Here is a 13,865-nt window from a genome sequence, read left to right on the forward strand (position 1 = left end):
GATCCTCCTCATTCGGTCCGTTCCGCTGCCCAGGCATCCGCGCCCTGGCCAGGCTCGCCATCGGGGGAGGACCACTCCTCGGATTCTTCTGGCTCCCTCGCTTCCTCGGAAGCCGCGGCCTGATTCGCTTCTACCTGGGACTCACTTTTAATGTCGATTTTCCAGCCGGTCAACTTCGCCGCAAGTCTCGCGTTTTGCCCTTCTTTACCAATCGCCAGGGACAATTGGTAATCGGGTACGATGACCCGGGCCACCCGTTCGTCCTCGGCGATCTCCACGCTGACGACCTTCGCCGGGCTCAGGGCATTCTTGACGAATTCCTCCGGGTCTTCGCTCCACTTGACGATGTCGACCTTTTCGCCGTGCAATTCCGCCACCACGTGTTGGACTCGCATGCCCCGGGGTCCCACACAGGCCCCCACGGGATCCACCTCGGGCTTCCGCGAAAAAACGGCAATCTTGGATCGATGACCCGCCTCCCGGGCCACCGATTTGATCTCCACAACACCCTCGTAAATTTCGGGAACTTCCAGTTCAAATAAGCGTTTTAACAAACCCGGGTGGGTTCTCGAAAGCAAAACCTGGGGGCCTTTGGTGGTCTTTTCCACCTTCGTGATAAAGGCTTTAACCCGATCGCCCTGCTTGAGCTTTTCCCCGGGAATCTGTTCATGAAAGGGCAGCAAAGCCTCGACTTTTCCCAGGTCCACGTAGGTATACCGGGCATCCTGGCGCTGCACGAGGCCGGTGACAATGTCTTCTTCGCGATCGAGATATTCGTGGTAAATGAGTCCCCTCTCGGCCTCGCGAATCCGCTGGGTGACCACCTGTTTCGCCGTCTGGGCGGCGATGCGGCCAAAATCCTTCGGGGTGACCTCGATTTCCACGATGTCCCCCACCGTGTAATGGGGACTGATCTGCTCCGCCGCCTCCAGTGAAATTTCCAGGCGCGGATCCGCCGTTTCCTCCACCACCGTCTTGCGGGCGAACACCTTGACATCCCCGGTTTCCCGATTAACATCCACTCGCACGTTCGCGGCGGAGTTAAAGTTGCGCTTGTAGCCAGAGATCAGGGCCGCTTCGATCGCTTCGATCAAAACGTCCTTACTGATCCCCTTTTCCCGCTCCAACTGATCCAGCGCCTCAATAAAATCCTGGTTCATGATGGCCGGTGTCTCCTCCTTCCTCCCCGGCATCCGCCTACGGGACAAAAACGGTTCGCGCGGATGCCACCGCCCGATACGGAATGGTCCAAACCACATCCCCGTCCGCGACCGTGATCCCCTCATCGTCCACCTCGGTGAGCAGCCCTTGAAAGGATTTGCGCCCTTGGACGGGCTCATAGGTGGTCACCGCCACCGTCTGCCCGAGGGCCCGCCGGAAAGCAGGCATATTTTTCAAGGGACGCTCGATGCCCGGCGAAGAGACTTCGAGAAAATAGCTCCCCGGGATGGGATCGATTTCATCCAGTCGATCAGACAGCCGCTCGCTCACCCGGCTGCAGTCGTCGATATCGACCCCTCCCTCCGGGCGATCCACAAACACCCGTAAAAACCAGTTCGCTCCTTCCTTCACATACTCCACATCCACCAGTTCCAACCCTTCCCCCTCGACGATGGGGCGCGCGATCTCCTCCACGACCGCCGCGATGCGTTTCTTCGCCATCGAATCCTCCTTCTCTGCCTCCGTCGGGTGGGTCTATCGCTGACCGCCCCCAACAAATCGAAAGAGTGGGTTGCCCCACTCTTGCGCGACCGATGGTATCCACATCATAGCAAAATCATTATAGCACTGCCAAAAGCGGACGACAAGGGCGTCCGACCCTGTGCTCTAAAACAAAGACAATTGATTGGTTTGCGGGAGATCTTTCAGACACCCCATCTGTTCCAACAGTTCCACCACCGGTCTGGACAGACGGGCCCGTTCTTGCAAATCCTGCACAGACAGAAACTCCCCTTCCTCCCGGGCCGCCGCCACATTCCGGGCCGCCGACTCCCCGATTCCGGCCACAGCCGAGAAAGGAGGGATCAGCGTGCCTTCCCCATCCGGGAGAAACCGAGTGGCATCCGATCGGTACAGATCCAGCGGACCGAACCGAAATCCCCGCCGCATCATTTCCAGAGCCACTTCAAGCACCGTGAGCAAACTCTTCTCCTTGGCCGTGGCTTGGCTGCCCTTTGCTTCCACCGCCTCGATCCGCCGGAGCACCACATCGGGCCCCTGTAGGACCAGTTGTAAATCGAAATCATCCGCCCGGACGGTGAAATACGTGGCATAAAAGGCCAGGGGATCGTGAACTTTAAAATACGCGATCCGCACGGCCATCAGCACATAGGCGGTGGCATGGGCTTTTGGGAACATATATTTGATCTTTTTACAAGATGCGATATACCAATCCGGGACCCCGTGCTCTTTCATCGTCGCCTCATCTTCCGGCGTGAGCCCCTTTCCTTTGCGGACCGACTCCATGATCCGAAAGGCCTGAACCGGTTCCAATCCCTTCTGGATTAGATAAACCATAATGTCATCCCGGGTGGAGATCACTTCCGACAACCGAGCCGTCCCGGACCGGATCAGGTCTTGGGCGTTGTTCAGCCACACGTCCGTCCCGTGGGACAATCCCGAGATGCGCACCAACTCGGCAAACGTCTTTGGCTTAGTGTCCTCCAGCATTTGGCGGACGAATTTTGTCCCGAACTCGGGAATCCCATAAGTCCCCACGGTGCTGCGGATCTGTTCCGGCGTGACCCCCAGTACTTCCGTCCCACTGAAAATCGACATGGTATCCGGATCGTCCACCGGGATCTCCTTCGGCGCGACGCCGGTGAGGTCTTGAAGCATCCGGATCACCGTGGGATCGTCATGGCCTAGCAAATCCAGTTTCAACAGGTTATCGTGGATGGAATGATAATCGAAATGGGTCGTCCGGGTGCCGGCGGTCTTGTCATCCGCCGGAAATTGAATCGGACAAAAATCAAAGATCTCTTTGTTGCTCGGCACCACCATCAGACCCCCGGGGTGCTGGCCCGTGGTTCGCTTAATGCCCGTACACCCCTGAACCAACCGCGTCAGTTCGGCATTTCGAAATTGCAATCCCCGTTCCTCGGCGAATTTGCGCACGTACCCGTAAGCCGTTTTTTCGGCCACCGTGGAGATCGTCCCCGCCCGGAACACATGATCGGAACCAAACAGGTGTTCTGTATACTTGTGTGCCCGGCTCTGATACTCTCCCGAGAAGTTGAGATCGATGTCCGGAACCTTATCCCCTTTGAACCCCATAAACGTTTCAAAGGGAATATCGTGGCCATCTTTGCGCAGCTTTTCCCCACATCGCGGGCATTCCCGGTCCGGGAGATCGAACCCCGACCCCACCGACCCGGCGGTCACGAACTCGCTGTAATGACAAGCCGGACAGAGATAATGGGGCGGCAGGGGATTCACTTCAGTAATATCGGTCATGGTGGCGACCAAGGAGGATCCCACTGAACCCCGGGATCCCACCAGATACCCGTCCTCCAAAGACTTTGTTACCAGTTTATGGGCGATCAAGTAGATCACCGCATAACCGTGGTTGATGATGCTGTTCAGTTCTTTCTCCAGTCGGGCCTCCACCAACTCCGGCAGGGGATCCCCATAAAGGCGCCGGGCTTTCTCATAGGCCAGAGACCGAATTTGTTCCTCTGCGCCATCGATAACCGGGGTGTACAACTCGTCTGGGATCGGCTTGACCACCTCGATCTCTTCGGCAATTCGATTTGCGTTCTCCACCACCACCTCAACGGCCCGCTGCCCCAGATGGCTAAAGGCCTCCAACATCTCTTCGGTGGTGCGAAAATGATACCCCGCATCGGGGTCATCCACTTCCATGTTCGACCCCGCCTGAAGGATATCTCGATAAATTCGATCCTCCGGGTCCAAATAATGCACATCTCCCGTGGCCACCACCGGCCGACCGGCCCGATCGGCCAATTCCAAGATCCGGCGGTGGTATTCGGCAACGGCTTCCAGATCCCGAATTTCTTCATTCCGCAACAGGGGACGGTACTGGTCCAGGGGCTGAATCTCGACAAAATCATACCGCCGAATGATGTCGAGCAACTCCTCATCCGAGCGACCCCGCAACAACGCCTGAAACAATTCCCCCCGTAAACACCCCGTCCCCATCATCAGCCCTTCCCGGTAATTCAGCCACTCGGTCCGGGGAATCCGGGGCTGGCGATGCAAGTACCGGGTATGAGCCAAGGAAACTAGACGGTATAAATTTTTCAAGCCCGTGGGGTTTTTCACGAGAATCGTGGCATGGTACGGCCGGGCGTGGGACACGTCGATGCCTTCCCCGAGGGCGTTACATTCGTCCAAATGGTGAGCACCTCGTGCCTCAGCTTCCCGCAACAGATGCAGGAACACCTTCGCCGTCGCCTCGGCGTCCGCCGCTGCCCGGTGGTGGTTGACCAACTCCACATTGAATTTCTGGGTCAAGGTCTTCAGGCGGTGATTCCGCTCCCGAGGATACAGCACCCGGGCCAGTGCCAGAGTGTCCAGCACCGGATGGTCCCAGGGAGGCTGTCCGAGCTTGCGGGCGGCGGATTGCAAAAACCCCATGTCGAACTCGGCGTTGTGGGCCACAAGCACCGCCCCGGCCGCAAACTTCCGGAACCCTTCAAGAACTTCTGACAACCCGGGCTGACCTTTCACCATGTCGTTCGTGATCCCGGTTAACTCTTGAATCTTCGGCGAAATCGGCACTCCCGGGTCGATGAGCGAGGCGTAATGATCAACCAACTTGCCCCCACGCACTTTGACCGCCGCGATTTCAATCAGGGTATGTTCCCGGGCGTTCAGTCCGGTGGTCTCCGTATCGAACACGACGAACTCCGCTTCCTGCAATGGCCGGTGGTCCGCCCCCATCACCACGGCGGACCCGTCGTCCACCAGATAGGCTTCGACCCCCAGGATGGGTTTGATCCCCGCCTTCTGGGCTTCTCGGAAGAAGTCCGGAAACGCCTGGGCAACTCCGTGATCGGTCACCGCCAAGGCCGAGTGCCCCCACTCCGCCGCCCGGCGTACCAGATCCCCGGGGGAACTCACGCCATCCAGGGCGCTCATGGGCGTGTGTACGTGCAGCTCCACCCGTTTCGCCCCGCTCTCGTCCTTGCGAACACGGGGAGGAATGCGCACCACATCCTGGGCCATCAGGACGAGTTCTTTGGCGAAGGTATCGTAAGATACCGCGCCCCGCACCCGAACCCAGTCCCCTTTTGACAACCCGTCGAGCCCGGCCTGCCGCTGATCGGGTTTGGCGAAAGCTTTCACCGAGATCGAATCGGTGCGGTCGGTCAGATAAAAATGATACAAAATCCTCCCGCTGGATAATTCCCGGGTTTCAATGAAAAAGACCGTCCCCTCGGCGACAACGCTGCGGACCTCTTCGGTAATGCTGCGGAGGGGAACCGGGTCGTCAGCAACAAACTTTCCCAGAAGTACAGGGTCTTCTTCTTTTCCGGAAACGGCAGAGGGCCCTTCCTTTTCCGGGGCCGACACCAACTCGGCGACCATTGCCCGTTCTTCTTCCAGGCATTGTTCCCGAAGTTCCTGAAACGACTCCCCGGCCTCCACATCCCACTGCACCTTGATCGAAAGGCCCAGCACCCTGCGGTACCACGCTTCCACCGCCTGCCCCAACCCGCGGTGCCGTGCGGCGGCCGATACCATCTCGTGGGGCGCCACAAGGCGCAACAGCCCCTCGCCCGCGTAAAAGCCGCGGATTTGGCCAAATAACCCTTCGGCGCACCCCGTGTCCCGAGCACAGATAGGATAATAAGCTTCCACCGCCTCTTCGGCGCCCATCCGGTCTGCAACCTCAGCCCACACTTCGACGCGCCACCCGCCGCAGGATGCGGCCAGACTTGTTAGCGTGTCCTCCAAGTTTACCCACATATCAGGCGGCAAGGGATGGCTCAAGGAGACGTACAAACGCCCGGAAAGGCTTGCCGGCGACACGGCGATCCGCACCACATCGATTTGGCCCATATAGGACGTCAGCTCCGGGCGTAATTGTAAAATCCGTGCCACCCAGGGCCTTGGCGCATCCGCACTGTAGGAGGATACCGCACGCGTCATTTCGCCATCACCTTCAGAATATCCCAGTACATCCGCAGTCGCGCTGCGACCCCTTTTCTCCAACCCAGCTTCTCCTCTTTCATGTGATGCGTAACTTCGTCTAAGGATACCTCCACGATTCGGCCTCCGGAGTCCTTGACATGTTTATGTAATAACACTTCAATCCCGTATCGCGCCGTAGAAAAATCTGCCGGGGGAAGCCAGCGGCGGTGCACAACCCGTTGGCCAGTCAGAATGGGGGTCAACTTCTGGGCTAGATCGGTGCTCAGGCGTCCGCCGCCAAACAGTCCGATCGTCATGTCCGCTTGTCCCTCGATCACAGGCAAGACCAAAGCTCGGATGTGTTCCGGGCGTAGTCCCACCAGGTCGGCATCGAGAAACCCGATCACCTCGCCCTGGGCCCTGGACAGCCCCGCTGCCACCGCTGCGCCCTTCCCTCGATTCGTAGGAAGGCGCACAACCTCCACCCGGTGCGCTGTGGCCACTTCAGCGGTCCGGTCCGTCGACCCGTCATCGACGACAATGACCTGATCGAACACCCGGGCTGCGATCACCGCGTCCAAAACTTGGCCGATGCGCTCTTCCTCGTTGTAGGCCGGAATGATTAAACTCAACATCCCGGACTCCCCCTTCGGAGGTTTTCACCGGCCCGCGGCGTTCGCTCATACGCTGCGAACGGCCTCTACCGCCGCCCGCACGGCCTCGTCCGGAGACAATAAGGTGACTTCGCCAGTCTTGCGCCGTTTCATCTCCACCAGTCCTTCGGAGATCCGTTTTCCGACGATGAGTTGAATCGGTATCCCCATCAGATCGGCATCATTAAACTTGACACCGGGCCGCTCATCCCGGTCGTCCAACAGGACTTCGATACCGGCATTTTCTAGGCGGGTGTAAAGCTGCTCGGCCGCGTCCCGCTGGGCCGCATCCTTGAGATTCACCGGAAGCACGTGAACGTGAAAAGGTGCGATAGGCATTGGCCACATGATCCCTTTGTCGTCGTGGTGCTGCTCCACTGCGGCGGCGATCAGCCGGGACACGCCGATCCCGTAACAACCCATGATCACCGGGCGCTGAACACCTCGTTCATCGAGAAACGAGGCGGACAGGGCTTCGCTGTACTTGGTGCCCAGTTTAAACACGTGACCCACTTCAATTCCCCGGTATTCTTCCAATGGCGCCCCGCACCGCACACATCTGTCCCCAGCCCGGGCCGTCCGGATGTCTCCCCGGCTATCCCAGTTGAAGTCTCGACCGGGAACCACGTGGCGATAATGGACATCCGGCTCATTGCCCCCAGCGACCCCTTCGGGCATCGACGCCACGGCATCATCCACCACCAAAGGCATGTTCAAATTCATCGGCCCGACGCTCCCGAACCCGGTTCCGGTGAGCGCTCTCACAGTCTCCTCGTCGGCCAATTCCACGCGCCGGGCCCCGAGAAGCCGCTTCAATTTCACCTCGTTGACCTCGTCGTTGCCCCGAATCGCCACCGCTACAGGGCGGTCGTCCACCCGATAGACCAGGACTTTAATGATGGTCTCCGGGTCGAGGCCATATCTGTCCCGAAGTTCTTCGATCGTCTTGGCGCCGGGGGTGAGAAACCGCTCTTTTTCGGACACTGACCTTCGCCCGTCTTCGCCGGCCACCTTTCCCGATGCCAGCTCCACGTTGGCCGCATAATCACAGGCCGGGCAGACGAGGATCGTGTCCTCCCCCACCTCGGAGAGCACCATGAATTCGTGGCTTCCCCCTTCTCCGCCAATCGCCCCGGGATCGGCTTGGACGACGCGGAATTCCAGGCCACAGCGGCGGAAAATCTGCTCATAGGCCTGATACATGGCCCGATAGCTCCGATCCAGACCCTCTTCGTCGACATCGAAAGAATAAGCATCTTTCATGATGAACTCCCGGGCCCGCATCACCCCGAACCGGGGACGAACTTCGTCTCTAAATTTGGTTTGAATCTGATACAAGGTCACCGGCAATTGGCGGTAGGACCTGACCTCCGTGCGCACCAGATCGGTGATGACCTCTTCGTGGGTCGGTCCGAGTACCAACATCCGTTCGTGCCTGTCCTCGAAGCGGAGTAACTCCTTCCCGTAATCGTCCCAGCGACCGGACTCTTGCCACAGAGAGGCGGGTTGGACCGCGGGGAGCAGAACTTCCTGTGCCCCCGCCCGGTCCATCTCCTCCCGGACGATGGCTTCGATTTTGCGCAGGACGCGGTACCCGAGGGGAAGGTATGAATAGACGCCAGACACCACCTGGCGAATCATCCCCGCTCGGAGCATCAGCCGGTGACTGGGCACCTCGGCTTCCGCCGGCACCTCCCTTAAAGTCTGAACAAAAAAGTGACTTTGTCTCATCGAACGACCTCCATCTTTCCTTTACCCCCGATCCTGCTCTTTCCGGGCGGCCATTTCCCGAATCTCTGCCAGCAGGACGTCCACGATTTGATCTTCTGAAACCTTCCGGACGACCTCCCCTTTTTTGAACAAGAGTCCTTCGCCCCGGCCGCCCGCAATTCCGATGTCCGCCTCCCGGGCCTCACCCGGGCCGTTCACCGCGCATCCCATCACCGCCACCTTCAGCGGCACCTTCAGGTCCGCGATTTCCCGTTCGACGCGGTTCGCGATCCCGATCAAGTCGATGGCGCAACGCCCGCAGGTAGGACAAGAAACGATGACCGGGCTGTCCGCCGCAATCCCGAGGGATTTTAGAATTTCTTTGGCCACCCTCACCTCTTCCACCGGATCTCCGGTGAGGGAGACGCGGAGAGTATCGCCGATGCCCTTGGCGAGAATCGCCCCGATGCCCACTGCGGATTTGATGCTTCCGGCGAAAACGGTGCCCGCTTCGGTAATCCCGACATGCAGCGGATATTCCACCCGTTCGGCCATCATCTCATAGGCCCGGATCGCCGTGGGCACATCGGTGGATTTGAGCGAAATCACAATATCGTAAAATCCGTGCTCCTCCAGAATCCGCACGTGACCCAGGGCGCTTTCCACCATGGCCTCGGCACAGGGATAGCCGTATTTTTCAAGAAGATGGCGCTCCACAGATCCAGAATTGACACCGATTCGAATAGGGATCCCCCGCTCCTTGGCCGCCCGGACCACTTCCCGGACTTTGTCCGCCGAGCCGATATTCCCGGGATTGATTCGCACCTTGTCCACGCCATTCCGAATCGCCGTAAGCGCCAAGCGCCAGTCAAAATGAATATCTGCCACAAGGGGCATATCCGTTCCCTTGCGGATCTCCCCGAGCGCCTCGGCGGCCCGCATGTCGGGCACGGCGAGGCGCACGATTTGGCAGCCGGCTTCCTCCAGCCTCCGGATCTGATCCAGAGTTCCTTGGACATCCCGGGTGTCCGTGGTGGTCATCGACTGGATGACCACCCGGTCGCTTCCGCCGATCTGGACGTCCCGCACCCGCACCGGGCGGGTGTGTTCCCTTCTCACCATGCTGTCTCCCCTCTTCTCCAATTCCCCCCGACCCTAAAACAGTCGCGTCACATCTTTGTACGTCACCAGGACCACGATGACCATCAACAGGGCAAACCCGACCAGATGCACCATGCTCTCCTTTTGTGGGTCCACCGGCCGGCCCCGCACCGCTTCGACCAACAGGAACACCAATCGGCTGCCGTCCAGGGCAGGAATGGGCAACAAGTTGATGATCCCCAAGTTAATGCTCAGCAGGGCCGTCAAGGTCAGCAGATTCATCAAGCCCTCCCGGGTCTGTTCCCCGATCATCGCCACGATCCCCACCGGCCCGGCCACTTCGGGCGCAAGAGTCCCGGTAATCATTCGGCCGAAGGCCTGCACAATCTGAACGGAGATATCCCAGGTCTGTTTAATCCCGAGCCCAATGGACGCCAAGGGGTTATGGACCAGTACCGGGCTGATTCCGATCACTCCGACCCCGCCGCGGATCTCTGGGGTCACCGTGACTTGCAGATGCTGGTTCCCCCGGACGACATCGAGGACCACCCGCTGGTCCGGCCGGGACTGCACGGTCTTAACAAGCTGATCCCAAGAGTTTACCGGCTCGCCATTTACGGCGGCGATGTGGTCTCCCGGCTGGATGCCGGCCCGAATGGCCGGGGAATCCGGCAGAACCTTTGCCACATCCGGCCCCGATGGCACGCCGGCAACCGTGAAATAGACCGCGAAAATCACCGCCGCCAAAACAAAATTCATGAGTGGACCCGCAAAAATCGTCGTCGCCCGGGCCCAAACCGGTTTTCCCATGAATTGCCGATCGTAGGGAGCCAAGGGAATCGCGCCGCCTTCGGCGTGAAGTACCGCCCCTGGCCCTAAGACGTATCGCCGGGTTCCGTCCTCTCCCTCAATGCGCAAAGAGTAATCGTCACGACTCGGCCCGGAGACCAGGCGCCCCACGAAGTCCGCCTGGCCCACCGCCCGGGGATCGCCAAAGGCCTCGACCTGTCCCGCCCCATCGAGGCGCACGGCGATGCTTTTCCCCGATTCCAGACCGTAATCCTCCGGCCCCTCCCCAGCCATATTGACAAACCCTCCGAGGGGGAGAGCCCGAACCGAATAGACCGTTTCTCCCCACCGGCGGCTGAAAAGTTTAGGTCCGAAGCCGACGGCGAACTCCCGAACAAAAATCCCCACCCGCTTCGCCACATAGAAGTGCCCGAACTCATGGAAAACCACCAGCAACAGGAAGATCACGATCGCCGCCACAGCCGTTTGGACACCGCCGATCATTCAACGTGCCACCTTTCCTTTTTCCGCCACACAGGAGGCGGTTTTGCGGGCCCATGCATCCGCCTGCACAATCGCTTCAAGATCCGGGTGGGGGACGGGATCGTGCATGTCCATCACTCGACGGACCGTTTCCTCAATGGCGAGAAACGGGATTCGGCCGCGCAAAAACCATTCCACCGCCACCTCGTTTGCGGCGTTCAGTACCGCCGGCATCGTGCCCCCGCTTCTCCCCGCTTCATAGGCGTAGCTGAGACAGGGAAATCTATCCCAATCCGGAGGATGAAAATGCAAACTCCCGATCTCGGTTAAACGCAGGGATTCCACCGCCCCCGGCCATCGCTCGGGGAAAGACAGAGCGTACTGGATCGGAATGCGCATGTCAGGAATGGCCATCTGGGCCACCAGGGAACCATCGACGAACTCCACCGCCGAGTGGACAATGCTCTCGGGATGAATCACCACCTCGATCTGCTCGTAAGGAACGCCGAACAACCAATGGGCTTCGATGACCTCCAGGCCTTTATTCATCAGGGTAGCCGAATCTACGGTAATTTTATGACCCATTGTCCAGTTGGGATGACGAAGAACGTCGGCGACCCGGGCGCTTTCCATCCGTCCCCGGGTCCAATCCCTGAGGGCGCCCCCGGACGCGGTGAGCCACAGGCGCGCCGCTTCTGAGATCCTCTCTCCGTTCAGACACTGAAAAATCGCCGAATGCTCGCTGTCCACCGGCAGGAGCTCGGCACCCCAGCGGCGGACTTCGTTCATGACCAACTCTCCCGCAGCCACCAAGGTTTCTTTGTTGGCCAGCGCAATACGTTTGCCTTCCCGAATCGCCCGCAACGTGGGGACCAACCCCACAAATCCCACCAAAGCGGATACCACGATCTGGACTCCGGGATGGGTGGCGACGGAGGTTAGCCCTTCTTCTCCCCAATACACCTTCACCCCGGCCGGAACCCTCGCCTTTACTTCCTCGGCGGTTCGCGCATCCGTCACGGCCACCAACTCCGGACGAAACCGGTGGACCTGGTCCACCAATCGATCCACGTTCCGCCCCGCCCCCAAAGCTTTGATTGTAAAGCGATCCGGTTGGGCAGCTATCACCCGGAGCGTATTTCGACCGATAGAACCCGTCGATCCAAGTATCGCTACGCCTTTGCTCATTCCTTCACCCCAACGGCAGGTCGGTTGGCAAGTCATTCTGATCCGCCTGTACTCTACAGTGTAACACAGCCGCCCCCCCGGCTCCACCATGGGGAAGTGGCAAAAATCACGACAAAAAAACCGGCCTCCCATCCGGGATCCCGGTCATGATCATCGTGCACCAGTTGAGGCAATGCCCTCGCCCGGCGTTAACGTAAATACCCCAGAAGATGATAAGCCACCGAACCCGCCAGCAACAAACTGTCGAACCGGTCCAGCACACCGCCATGGCCGGGGAGTAGGTTTCCGGAATCTTTTGCGCCGAATGCCCTCTTCACCGCGGACTCCGCCAGATCCCCCACCTGACCGGCGAAAGAGGCCACCATCCCGAGGACGACCATTCCCGGTAAGGAATAGGGCCGGATGTCGACGGCGAAAAACACCAAAGCGGGCACCGGAGAAATTAAAATCCCCGCCGCGCTTCCACTCAAGGTTTTATTGGGGCTGAGGACCGGAGCGAGCTTCGGTCCCCTCACGCGTCTGCCCACAAAATAGGCCGCGCTGTCCGTGGCCCAAACGGATAACAGCACAAGGGTACACACCGCCAGCCCGTGTTCCCCGGACAGGCGGAGCCACGTAAAATCCCTAAAAAAGATCCCCAGATACAATACGCCGAGGAGGGTAAACGCAGTATCTAATACCGTTTGCTCATTCCGGATCAATACCGGAATCAGAACAAAGAGGACAACCACCACCCATACCGCCTCGTCGAGATCAAACCCGACACTTCCCGGCCAAACCCACTGCAGCAGTCCCCCTTCGCTGCCGGTTAAGAAAAAAATACCTTCCAGCGCAGCAAAGCCCAAGACGGCGGGGAGGGACCATAAAGGCACCCCTTTCAGGTGGATCCATTCCCCGAAAGCCAAAGCGGCCACGATGCCGATAAATACGACGATCCAAGGCCCACCGAGATACAAAATCGCGAAAAATCCGCCGCCGCCGATCACCGCCGTGATGACACGCTGTCGCAACACCCGTCCGCACTCCTTATTGTCCGCTGTGCACATCTGAAGGCGGGAGACTGTCCACCCCGCCAAACCGGCGCTGTCGGGATTGATAAGCTCGGACGGCTTCGAACAGATGCTCTCGGGTGAAATCCGGCCATAGCACGTCGGTGAACCATAGTTCGGAATAGGCAATTTGCCACAATAGAAAATTACTGATCCTGAGTTCTCCGCTGGTGCGAATCAACAGATCGGGATCAGGCAGTTCACGCGTTTGCAGAGCAGCGGAAATCGTGGCTTCGTCCACGTCCTCGGGACGGAGTTCCCCGTCCTTAACCCGGCGGGCGATCGACCGAACGGCATTCACCAACTCAGCCCGAGCCCCGTAGTTGAGCGCGAAATTCAGAATGAGACCCGTATTGTTTCGAGTGCGTCCCATGGCCGCCTCCACCGCTCGCAGGGTGTGAGGCGGAAGGCCATCCGTCTCCCCGATGAGGCGGACCCGTACCCCGTGTTCGTCTAACTCTTGCAACTCCCGATCCAGAAACTCCTGGGGCAGTCGCATGAGGTAATCCACTTCTTCCCGAGGCCGTTTCCAATTCTCCGTCGAGAACGCGTAAAGGGTCAACACCTGGATCCCGATCTCATCCGCTGCCCGGGTGACCTCTTTCACGGCCTTCATCCCCGCGCGGTGCCCCGCGACCCTGGGCAATCCCCGCCGGTGTGCCCACCGCCCGTTGCCATCCATGATAATGGCTACGTGGCGCGGAAGATTGCCCGAATTCACGTGCAGAGAGGATAGCGGTTGACCCTTTCGCATTCCCCATCTCGGATTCATCCACCCCACGCCTTTCGTCGG

10 protein-coding genes are annotated in these 13,865 nt (G+C 59.3%); all 10 read right to left on the reverse strand.

Annotated elements, in window-relative coordinates; all coding sequences use genetic code 11:
• Positions 1 to 8 precede the first annotated feature (8 nt).
• Positions 9 to 1,160, reverse strand: coding sequence for a transcription termination factor NusA (gene nusA / locus CVV65_RS08695; RefSeq protein WP_100667788.1), 1,152 nt, complete (start codon positions 1,158 to 1,160; stop codon positions 9 to 11).
• 37 nt (positions 1,161 to 1,197) lie between these two features.
• Positions 1,198 to 1,662 carry a ribosome maturation factor RimP gene (gene rimP, locus CVV65_RS08700; protein ID WP_100667789.1) on the reverse strand — a complete coding sequence of 155 codons (465 nt, stop codon included), beginning with the start codon at positions 1,660 to 1,662 and terminating at the stop codon, positions 1,198 to 1,200.
• Positions 1,663 to 1,827: 165 nt separating this feature from the next.
• Positions 1,828 to 6,117, reverse strand: coding sequence for a PolC-type DNA polymerase III (locus CVV65_RS08705; RefSeq protein ID WP_100667790.1), 4,290 nt, complete (start codon positions 6,115 to 6,117; stop codon positions 1,828 to 1,830).
• A complete protein-coding gene (locus CVV65_RS08710; RefSeq protein WP_100667791.1) occupies positions 6,114 to 6,734 on the reverse strand; it encodes a glycosyltransferase family 2 protein in 621 nt (206 codons plus the stop codon). The genes CVV65_RS08705 and CVV65_RS08710 overlap by 4 nt, the downstream gene beginning before the upstream one ends.
• 45 nt (positions 6,735 to 6,779) lie before the next feature.
• Entirely contained in the window at positions 6,780 to 8,483 is a 1,704-nt protein-coding gene (locus CVV65_RS08715) for a proline--tRNA ligase (RefSeq protein ID WP_100667792.1), read from the reverse strand.
• A gap of 21 nt (positions 8,484 to 8,504) precedes the next feature.
• The gene (ispG, locus tag CVV65_RS08720) at positions 8,505 to 9,584 is read right to left on the reverse strand and encodes a flavodoxin-dependent (E)-4-hydroxy-3-methylbut-2-enyl-diphosphate synthase (RefSeq protein WP_100667793.1); all 1,080 of its coding nucleotides are present in this window, start codon (positions 9,582 to 9,584) and stop codon (positions 8,505 to 8,507) included.
• Between the two features lie 33 nt (positions 9,585 to 9,617).
• On the reverse strand, positions 9,618 to 10,856 hold the full coding sequence (gene rseP, locus CVV65_RS08725; RefSeq protein WP_100667794.1) for an RIP metalloprotease RseP: 1,239 nt from the start codon (positions 10,854 to 10,856) through the stop codon (positions 9,618 to 9,620).
• Entirely contained in the window at positions 10,857 to 12,023 is a 1,167-nt protein-coding gene (locus CVV65_RS08730; protein ID WP_100667795.1) for a 1-deoxy-D-xylulose-5-phosphate reductoisomerase, read from the reverse strand. It abuts the gene before it with no gap.
• 188 nt (positions 12,024 to 12,211) lie between these two features.
• Positions 12,212 to 13,036 carry a phosphatidate cytidylyltransferase gene (locus tag CVV65_RS08735; RefSeq protein WP_157935445.1) on the reverse strand — a complete coding sequence of 275 codons (825 nt, stop codon included), beginning with the start codon at positions 13,034 to 13,036 and terminating at the stop codon, positions 12,212 to 12,214.
• 13 nt (positions 13,037 to 13,049) lie between these two features.
• Positions 13,050 to 13,844 (reverse strand): undecaprenyl pyrophosphate synthase, encoded by a 795-nt coding sequence (locus tag CVV65_RS08740; RefSeq protein WP_232796569.1) that lies wholly within the window; start codon positions 13,842 to 13,844, stop codon positions 13,050 to 13,052.
• Positions 13,845 to 13,865 lie beyond the last annotated feature (21 nt).

It is taken from the genome of Kyrpidia spormannii (genome assembly GCF_002804065.1).
Lineage (GTDB): Bacteria > Bacillota > Bacilli > Kyrpidiales > Kyrpidiaceae > Kyrpidia > Kyrpidia spormannii.